7 protein-coding genes are annotated in these 9183 nt (G+C 74.0%); 2 read left to right on the top strand and 5 right to left on the bottom strand.

Translation table 11 applies throughout. The features are described 5' to 3' along the window. Positions 1-464 precede the first annotated feature (464 nt). Both ACFC0Z_RS07575 and ACFC0Z_RS07570 read left to right on the top strand, forming a co-directional pair. Positions 465-1283, top strand: a complete 819-nt coding sequence (locus ACFC0Z_RS07575; protein ID WP_376433844.1) for a BTAD domain-containing putative transcriptional regulator — start codon at positions 465-467, stop codon at positions 1281-1283. An 18-nt stretch (positions 1284-1301) separates the two neighbouring features. Then, positions 1302-2222, top strand: a complete 921-nt coding sequence (locus ACFC0Z_RS07570; RefSeq protein WP_376433842.1) for a glycosyltransferase — start codon at positions 1302-1304, stop codon at positions 2220-2222. Between the two features lie 114 nt (positions 2223-2336). Here the strand turns inward: ACFC0Z_RS07570 and ACFC0Z_RS07565 are convergent, their stop codons facing one another. The 5 genes from ACFC0Z_RS07565 to ACFC0Z_RS07545 all read right to left on the bottom strand — a co-directional run bounded on the left by ACFC0Z_RS07565 (position 2337) and on the right by ACFC0Z_RS07545 (position 9163). Beyond that, positions 2337-3218 carry an ester cyclase gene (locus ACFC0Z_RS07565; RefSeq protein ID WP_376433840.1) on the bottom strand — a complete coding sequence of 294 codons (882 nt, stop codon included), beginning with the start codon at positions 3216-3218 and terminating at the stop codon, positions 2337-2339. Between the two features lie 44 nt (positions 3219-3262). Next, positions 3263-4498 (bottom strand): FAD-dependent oxidoreductase, encoded by a 1236-nt coding sequence (locus ACFC0Z_RS07560; RefSeq protein WP_376433838.1) that lies wholly within the window; start codon positions 4496-4498, stop codon positions 3263-3265. Positions 4499-4594: 96 nt separating this feature from the next. After that, on the bottom strand, positions 4595-5593 hold the full coding sequence (locus tag ACFC0Z_RS07555) for an aldo/keto reductase (RefSeq protein WP_376433836.1): 999 nt from the start codon (positions 5591-5593) through the stop codon (positions 4595-4597). Positions 5594-5666: 73 nt separating this feature from the next. Further along, positions 5667-6761 carry a 3-oxoacyl-ACP synthase III family protein gene (locus ACFC0Z_RS07550; protein WP_376433834.1) on the bottom strand — a complete coding sequence of 365 codons (1095 nt, stop codon included), beginning with the start codon at positions 6759-6761 and terminating at the stop codon, positions 5667-5669. After that, positions 6758-9163, bottom strand: a complete 2406-nt coding sequence (locus ACFC0Z_RS07545) for a beta-ketoacyl synthase N-terminal-like domain-containing protein (protein ID WP_376433832.1) — start codon at positions 9161-9163, stop codon at positions 6758-6760. The genes ACFC0Z_RS07550 and ACFC0Z_RS07545 overlap by 4 nt, the downstream gene beginning before the upstream one ends. Positions 9164-9183 lie beyond the last annotated feature (20 nt).

The raw sequence follows: 9183 nt of genomic DNA, 5'->3' as shown, positions 1-9183 counted from the left end.
GCGGGGTGGGGGAGAGGCCCGCCGCAGGCGCCCCGCTTCACGCGCCCCGCCCCGCTTCGCCGCGCCTCACCCACCCCCCCCCCCCCCCCAACACCCCCCCCCCCCCCCCCCCCCCCCCCCCCCCCCCCCCCCCCCCCACCGCCAGCCCCCCGCCCCCCGGCCCCGGCGGTGGACGGCGTCAGACCCCACCGCCCCCCCAGCCTCCCGCCCCACCCCCCTCCCCGCCGCCCCCGGGCCCCCCCCCCCCCCCCGGGCGCGGGGGCCCCCGCCGCGTCCCCACCCGCCCGCCGCGACTCCCTCTGCCCCTCCCGCACCCCCGCCCCCGGCGGGCGATGTGAATCCTTCACATCGCTGACCAGGACAAAGACACCCGGACAAGCGGGACCGACGCACTGTCAGCGCGAGGCCGCCTCATGGGAGGTTCAAGGTCCGACGACAGAGACAGAACCACAAGAGGGGGCAGCATGCGCATCTCTGTTCTGGGGTCTTTGGAAGCCGAGCTCAAGGGCGTCCAGATCCTGCCCACCGCGGCCAAGCCGCGCCAGATCCTGGCGCTGCTCGCCATCTACGCCAACCAGGTCCTGCCGGTCTCCGCGCTGATGGAGGAGATCTGGGGCGACGCCCCGCCCCGCAGCGCGCTCACCACCCTGCAGACCTACATCCTCCAGCTCCGCCGCTGCATGGAAGCCGCACTCGACGGAGAACCCGGCGGCTCCAAGGAACTCCTCCTGACCCGCCACGGCGGCTACCTCCTGCACACCGAGCCCGGCAGCATCGACGCCCACGAGCACGACCGGCTCTCCACCCTCGGCCAGCGCGCCTTCGACCGCGGCGACCACCGTGAGGCCGCGGAACTCTTCCGCGAGGCCCTCGCCCTGTGGCGGGGACCGGCCCTCGTCGACGTCCGCACCGGCCCGCTCCTGGAGATCGAGGCGATGCGCCTGGAGGAGAGCCGCCTGGGCGTACTGGAACGCCGCATCGACGTCGACCTGCGCCTGGGCCGGCACGGCGCACTGCTCACCGAGCTCACCGCCCTCGCCGCCCGCCACCCCCTGCACGAAGGCCTCCACGCCCAGGCCATGGTCGCCTTCTACCGGGCCGGACGGCCCTCCGCGGCCCTGGACGTCTTCCAGAACCTGCGCACCCGCCTCGTGGAGGAACTGGGCATCGAGCCCTCCCAGCGCCTGCAGCTGCTGCAGCGCGCCGTCCTCGGCAGCGACCCCGCCCTCGACGCCGACACCGACGCCGGGACCGGGCGGGTGCTCGACCGCTTCGCCAGGTAACGGCCCAAGGGAGGAACTGTGCGTGTGTTCTTCTCGGCGGGCCACGGCATGCCGGCGGCACTGCGCCTGGTCCTGCTCGCCAGGGACATGCAGGCGGCCGGGCACGAGGTCCGGTTCTCCGGCCCGGCCCGCGCCCGCCACCGCGCGGTCCGGGCCGGGCTCGTCCCCGTACTGGCCGCACCCCAGCGCTTCAGTCGCGCCTGGCGCCCCGACCTGGTCGTCCACGACCCGCTGTCCCCGCCCGCCGCCGCCATGGCGGCCGAAGCGGGCGTCCCCACCCTCGCTTATCTGCCCCACGTCCACGAACCGCTCGCGCCCCGCCCCACGATCTGGCTCGACCCCTGCCCGCCCGCCCTGCGGGACCGGCCCGAACCCGACGCCTGGCAGGTACGCCCCGACGCCTACGAACTCCCGCCACGGCCCGCGCCCTGGCTCACCGAACTGCCGCTGCTCCCACGGGTCTGCGTCACCGGGATCCCCAGCGGCACCCGCCCCGAGGACCGCCACCGGGCACGGCTCTTCAACCGGGTCGCCGAAGGCGTCGAAAGCCTCGGCCTGCAACTCGTCGTCCTCAAGGGCGACGACCACCCCTGGAGCGTGGCGATGCGCGGCAGCGTCGTCGTCGTCCACGGCGGAGACGAGGGCACCGTGTACGCGGCCGCCCGCTACGGCGTCTCCCAGCTGGTGCTGCCGGCGGGGGAGGAGGAACAGCGGGCGGGCAAGCTTGTGGAGCGGGCCGGTGTCGGCCTGTGCCTCACCGACGAGGACCTGGCGGGCACCGACAGCATGCTGCGGCTGCGTTTCCACCTCGCCGAACTCGTCAACGGCGGCCGGGTCCTGCCGGCGGCCGCCCGCCTGGGCAAGGACGTCGCCGCCATGACACCGCCCGCCGACCTCGTCCCCGGCATCGAGGAACTGGTCCGGGCGCGGACACGTTGACGGGCCCGCACCGCCGGGGGATGTACGGCGCGGGCCCGTCGTCCTTGGACGGTTCCAGTCTGCCGACCTGACCTGGAGGACGGCTGGACGACCGGTCGGCAGACCGGGCCCGGGTCAGCGCGACCCGTCGGGCCGGTCCGCCGCCAGCCGCGGCGGCGCCGTCCAGGCCAGACCGGACACCTCGTAGGAGGTGCCGGGACCGGCCCAGGGGTCCTCGCCGTGGATGTCGAGGACCTGCGCGCGCAGCCACTGGTCGAAGGGGTGCGTCGACTCGGCCCACCGCTTGCGGGTCCGCTCCGGGTCGGCCGTCTCGAAGTGCACGATCACGTGGTCGCCCTCCGGCCGCGGGTCGACGCGCAGCACCTCGCCGAGGATCCCGATCCGGCGCCGCGACGCCTCGTACTCCCGCCGCCGCGGTCCCTGCAGCTCCGCCGTCAGCCGCTCCCAGGCCACCGGCTTCCCCGGCAGCAGGGGCACGGTACGGGTCACCGACAAGGTGCCCTCCTCCGTCCGCCGGCGGCCCTTGCGCGGCGCGAGCAGCCGCATCCCGAGCGCGGCGAACATGTTCGACGACACGCCGTGCTCCCACCGCTCGGCGATCCGGCCCTCCTCGTCGAACCGCCAGATGACGATGCCGACGGACAGGAACGACCGCCCGGTGGGCGCCATCCCCAGGAGCTCGCCCAGGTGGGTGCCGCGCCAGGTGTTGTGGATGACGACCATGTCCTCGTGCGCGCTGATGTCCTCGATGGTCACGTGGAAGTCGGGGACCGCCTCCCGCAGGGACGCGATGGTGTACTTCACCCCTTCCAGGCCCTCGGGCGCGCCGGGCAGGCCCGCGTGGTCGACGATGTCGCTCCGGTAGGTCTCGTCGGCGACCTGGGTGTCGCCCTGGTTGATGAACTCGGCGAAGACCCGGCGGATGGTCGCCTTGTTGCGTTCCTGGACGCTCTCCCACAGGGGGCGTGCCAGGTCGGGGGTGGCCGCGGTGGTCACAACAGCAGTCCTCTCGTCTGGGGGCGGGGTACGTGCGGAGCCGCTCAGGCAGCCGTGACGGCGGCAGCGGCAGCGGTGGTGGTGGCAGCGGGGGTGGTGCTCCAGCGGGTGCCGTAGGCGACGTGGTCGCGTTCGGTGGACTGGAAGGTCTTGTTCCAGGTCAGGGCCATCATCCGGTCGCGCAGCCAGACGGCGGCCGGGTTCTTCAGCGAGCCGGCGACGCCGATGCGGTGCGCGAGGAGCTGCATGGGCCGGGTGCGTTCCTGCCGCTCGGCCTCGTAGGCGCGCAGTGCCTCGGGGACGCGGGCGCCGGGGGCGGCGAGGTGTCCGGCCAGGACGAGGCCGTCCTCGATGGCCTGGCAGGCGCCCTGGCCGATGTTGAAGCTCATGGCGTGCGCGGCGTCGCCGAGGAGGGTGACCCGGCCGTGTCCCCACACGGCGTCGGGCTTGCGGTCCAGGACGTCGCCTCGCAGGATGCTGTCCGGGACGGTGGCGGCGAGGATCTTCTCGATCATCGGGTCGTCCCAGCCGGCGTGCCGGGCGCGCAGCATGTCCAGGGTCTGCTGGGGGGTGCCCTCGTCGCGGCCGTTCTGGGGGCCGTCGGCGACGCTCATCCAGTGCACGACGCCGGGCGCGATGTCGTAGTACGTGAAGCGGGTCCCGGGTCCGAACAGGGCCTGGAAGGTGCCCGGCGGGAACTCTTCGGGGCTCAGTTCGGCGTGGCCGCGCCAGGCGATGTAGCCGGTGTAGTCGGGCGGCTGGGGGCCAAGGAGCTGGGCGCGGACGGCGGAGCGGACGCCGTCGGCGCCGATGAGGAGGTCGCCGTCCTCGGAGGTGCCGTCGGCGAAGTGGAGGGTGACACGGTCGGCGTGCTCGGTGTAGCCGGTGACCTCGGCGCCGGTGACGACGGGCGCGGTCACCGCGTCGCGCAGGATGCCGTGCAGGTCGGAGCGGCCGATGGCGACGGTGGGCTGTCCGTAGCGTTCGACGAACTCGCCGACCGGCCAGGTGCCGATCGGGCGGCCGGCGGCGGTCGCGAAGTGGCACTCGTCCTGGGCGGGGGCGATCGCGGAGACCTGGTCGGCGACGCCCAGGTGGGCCAGGGCGAGCATGCCGTTGGTCCAGATGTGCAGTCCGGCGCCGCCGTCGCGCAGCTGCGGCGCGCGTTCGAAGACGACGGATTCGATGCCCTGCTGCTGGAGGGCGAGAGCGGTGGCGATGCCGCCGATCCCACCGCCGGCGATGAGCACGCGGAGGGGGCGAGGGGTCTGTGCGGACATGTCGTTCTCCCGGGGATCAGGGCGGAAGCGGAAGCGGAGGGTGGGGGTGAGCGTGGGGGGTGGGGGTGTCGGGCTGTGGGGGAGCGGTACGGGAGGTCAGCGGCTGAGCGCGTCCATCTCCGCGTCCGGGTAGCGGTTGCCGGCGGTGATGCCGTACGGGGCGATGGCGTCGATCGCCGCGAGGACGTCGGCGGACAGCTGGAGCTCGGAGGCGGAGACGTTCTCCTCCAGGTAGGTGCGCCGTTTGGTGCCGGGGATGGCGACGACGTCCTCGCCGCGGGAGAGGACCCAGGCGAGCGCGAGGCGGGTGACGGTGGTGTCGGCGGCGGCGGCCAGGTCGCTGAGCTGGTCGACGACGGGCAGGTTCTGGCGGATGTTCTCCTCCTTGAACCTGGGGGCGATGTGCCGGAAGTCCAGGCCCTCGGGGATGTCGGAGGTGCCGCGGATGGTGCCGGTGAGGAACCCGCGGCCCAGCGGGCTGTAGGCCACGAACCCGATGCCGAGCTCGCGCACGGTGTCCAGGACGCCGTTGACCTCGACGTCGCGGGTGAACAGCGAGTACTCGGTCTGCACGGCGGTCAGCGGGTGCACGGCGTGCGCGCGGCGGATGGTGGCGGGGCCGGCCTCGGAGATGCCCAGGTGCTTGACGAGTCCGGCCTCGACGAGCCCGGCGAGGGCGCCGAAGCTCTCCTCCACCGGCACGTCGGGGTCGACCCGGTGCAGGTAGTACAGGTCGAGGTGGTCGGTGCCCAGGCGCCGCAGCGTGCCCTCGACGGACCGGCGGATGTAGTCGGGGCGGCCGTTGAGCCGCCACGTCAGCTGCCCGTCGACGACCTCGTTGCCGACCTTGGAGGCCAGCACCACCTGGTCGCGGCGCCCGGCGACCGCGCGGCCGATCAGCTCCTCGTTGCTGTAGGGGCCGTACATGTCGGCGGTGTCCAGCAGGTTGACCCCGAGCTCCAGCGCCCGGTCGATGGTGGCCCGTGCCTCGGCCGCGTCCGCGGTGCCGTAGCCGAACGTCATGCCCATGCAGCCCAGACCCTGCTCGGGAACCTGCAGTCCCTGCGAACCGAGCTTGCGGCGGGTGACGGCCATGTGATGCCTCCTGAAAGAGATGAGAAACGAGAAAGACGAAAGGGGGGTGGGGGAGCGGTGGGTGGGGGGCGGGTCAGGCCGGGGTCGGTGCGCTCCAGGTCAGCGACAGGCCGGTGTAGATGTACCGGCTGGCCTCGATGCCGAGGACGACGATCCGGTCACCGGGCTTGATGCGGCCCGAGGTCCAGCCCGCGTCCAGGGACAGCGGTACCGCGGCCGATCCGGTGGCGCCGACCTCGGCCAGGTTCTCCACGATCCGCCCGTCGAGCGCCCGGATGTCCTCCTCGGACAGTCCGGCGGAGGCGAACTCGTCGGCGAAGTACTCGGCGTTGCCCTCCGGGAGCACGATCGCGTCGAACTCGCCGAGCGACCGGCCGTCCTTGGCGGCCATCTCCTTCATCGCCCGGACGAACACCTGCGGACCGAACGTGGTGGTGCCGGGCACGTCGACCTTCATCGTCATCAGCTGGCGCCGGGCCTGCTGTTCGGCCTGCGGGACGTCGGTGCCGCCGCCGATGATCTCCATGCCGGGCTTGCGCAGACCGCCCACGCACGCGTTGACGTAGGCGAAGCCCTCGGTGTTCTCGCCGGCCGGCTCGGCCCGCAGCACCACCGCGCCGGCGCCGTCGCCGAACGTGTAGAGCGTCAGGCGGTCCCGCATCCGCACGCGGTCCGGCTCCTTGCCGAGGAAGTGCGGGGCGAGGATCGGCGATCCGGCCTCGCTGCCGACGACCAGCGCCGTGCGGACGGTGCCGTCGGCGAGCTGCCGGCGGGCCAGGTCCAGGGCCTGCACCCAGCCCGCGCACGCCCCGCGGATCTCGATCGCGGCGACGGACTCCAGGCCCAGGTAGTGCTGCAGGGTGGTGGCGACGTTCGGCAGCGTGTACTCCGGCGTCGCCGTGCACACCACGATCAGGTCGAGTTCCTCGGGCTCCACCCCGGCCCGCTCCAGGGCCTGGCGGGAGGCCTTCTCGGCCATCCGGCTGTTGTTGATGCGGTGTTCGCCGGTGACCGGGTCGATCATCCAGTACCGGGTGGTGACCTGGATGCCGTCGAGGACGTCGTCCGGCAGCGGGCCGACGTACTTCTCCAGCGTGGCGTTGTCCAGCGGTTCGCCGGGCACGTAGGCGCCGGTGGACAGGATCTTCACATCGAAAGCGGTGGTCATCGGCCGGACTCCGTTGCAGCCAGAGGGAAGGGGGATGAAGGGGCGGGGGAGAGGGGGGCGGGGGACAGGACGAGCGAGGTGTGGGTGCCGCCGAGGGAGGAGGAGTTCACCAGGACCGGACGCGTGTCGGTGTGTCCGCGCCAGGCGCCGACGGCCAGGACCGCCGACAGGTGGGCGCCCGCGCCGACCGGCTCGCCGAGGACCCGCTTGGGGGCCTCGACACGCACCCGGCCCGGGCCGAACACCCGCTCCACGGCGGCCTGTTCGGGACGGTCGGCGGCGGCCAGGCCCGCGGCGCTCGCGAACACCGCACCCACCTGGTCCGGTGCGACACCGGCCCGGGCCAGCGCCTGGCGCATCGCCCGCTCCACCCCGTCACCGGAAGCGTCCCAGCGGCCGATGCCCGCCGCGTCCGACGCGGTCGCGTGCCCGAGAACAACGGCGTGGATCGTCGCGCCGCGCCGCTCGGCGCTCTCGCGGCGCTCCAGGACCAGCGCGATCCCGGCCTCCGCGAGCGTGTAGCGGCGCCCGGCCGGCGAACCGAACAGCGGAATGCTCCGGTAGGCGTCCAGCGTCGCCGGCGAGAACGCCTCCACCGCCGGCACGAGCAGCCGCTCGACGCGCCCGGCACGCAGCATGTCGTACGCGACGCCCAGCGCGGCGGCGCCCGCCGCGTGCCCCGACGTCAGCGTCGAGGTGGGGCCCCGGGTGCCCAGGGCCATCGCGACATGACCGGCCGCACCGTTGTAGACGGTGTTGGTGAACACCGCCGGGTTCGCCTCCCCGGCGCCCTCGGTCAGCACCGGGAGCGTGAACAGCTCACCGCTCTCCATCGGCCCGATCGCGGTACCGAGGACCACTCCGGTCGCCGCGAGACCTTCCGCGTCGGCGCCGTCGCCGTCCAGACCGGCCGAGGCGAGCGCGGCCCGGCAGGAGGCGACGGCCAGCTGGGACACCTTGTCCATCCGGCGCCGCTCCCGGGGGGTGCCGGCCGCCGTACGGTCGAACTCGACCCGCGCCACGCGCAGTCCGTCCTCCACCACACCGGGCCGGACACCCTGCCCGTACGCCTCCCACAAGGCCTCGGCGCCCTCACCGGCCGCCGTGATCACACCGAACCCGGTGACCACGACCTCGTCGGGCCCTGTGGCGGGGGCGGGCGCGCCCCGGCCGCCGGGCCGGGCGAACGCGATCGTGGCGTTGGCGCCGGCGAATCCGAAGTTGTTCGACAGCGCGGCGTCCAGGACCATCGGCCGGCCCGCCCCGGCGACCGGGTCGAGCCCGCAGGCCGGGTCGGCCTCGGTGAACGAGGCGGTCGGCGGCGCGATCTGGTCGCGCAGCGCGAGGACCGTGACGATGCCCTCCACGGCACCGGCCGCACCCAGCAGATGGCCGGTCATCGACTTCGTACTGGACAGCGCCACCTTCTCGGCCGCCGAGCCGAGCGCGGCACGCACCGCGTTGCTCTCCGCCGAGTCGTTCTTCTCCGTTCCCGTACCGTGCCCGTTGACGTACCGGATGTCGTCCGGGACCAGACCGGAGGTGGCCAGCGCCGCACGGATCGCGCGGGCCGCGCCCTCGCCCTCCGGGTGCGGAGCCGTCGGGTGGTGGCCGTCGGCCGACAGGCCGTAGCCGAGGACCTCGGCGAGCACCGGCGCACCGGTCCGCTCCGCCGCCTCCTTCGACAGCAGGACGAGCATCCCGCCGCCCTCGCCCAAGGTCAGGCCCTGCCGGTCCTTCGAATAGGGGGCCGCGGGCTCCGGCGAGAGCGACCACAGGCTGCTGAACCCGGCGAACGCCGACTCCGTGAAGGCATCGCTGCCCCCGACGAGCATCGCGTCCGCCGCACCCGACCGGATCACCTCCAGCGCGTGCGCCAGAGCGTGCGCGCTGGCCGCACAGGCCGTGTCGGCACTGAGCACCGGACCCTTGAGCCCGAACGCCGCCGACAACGCCTCCGCACCCGCCTGCGGCGGTACGAACGTGTAGCGCCGCCAGTTGGGCGCGCCGCCCTCCCGTACCTGCCGCAGGGCCAGTTCGGCGCTGCGCCAGCCACCGTGACACGTGCCGTACGACACCCCCCAGCGCGTCGCCGGGATGTCGGCGCCGACCCGCAGCCCCGAGCCGGCCATCGCCTCCTCGGCGGCCGCGAGCGCGAAGTCGATCGCCCGGTCACGCACCTCGACACCGGGCGCGTAGTCGTACGCGGGCGCGCACGGCTCGGTGACCTCGCCGCCCACACCGGTCTGGTAGCCGTCCATGGGCAGGCGGCGCACGGGCGAGATCGCCACCCGCCCGGCGCGCACCCCCTCCCACAGGGCCTCGGCCGAACCCCCGTGCGGGGTGATCGCGCCGACGGCCGCGATCACCACGCCGACGGTCTGGTCAGGAACGTCCATCATCCTTCGCTTCCTTCTAGGGC

The sequence above is a fragment of the Streptomyces sp. NPDC056144 genome, from assembly GCF_042264145.1.
Taxonomy (GTDB): domain Bacteria; phylum Actinomycetota; class Actinomycetes; order Streptomycetales; family Streptomycetaceae; genus Streptomyces.
This window is presented reverse-complemented; position numbering and strand designations above follow the sequence as displayed.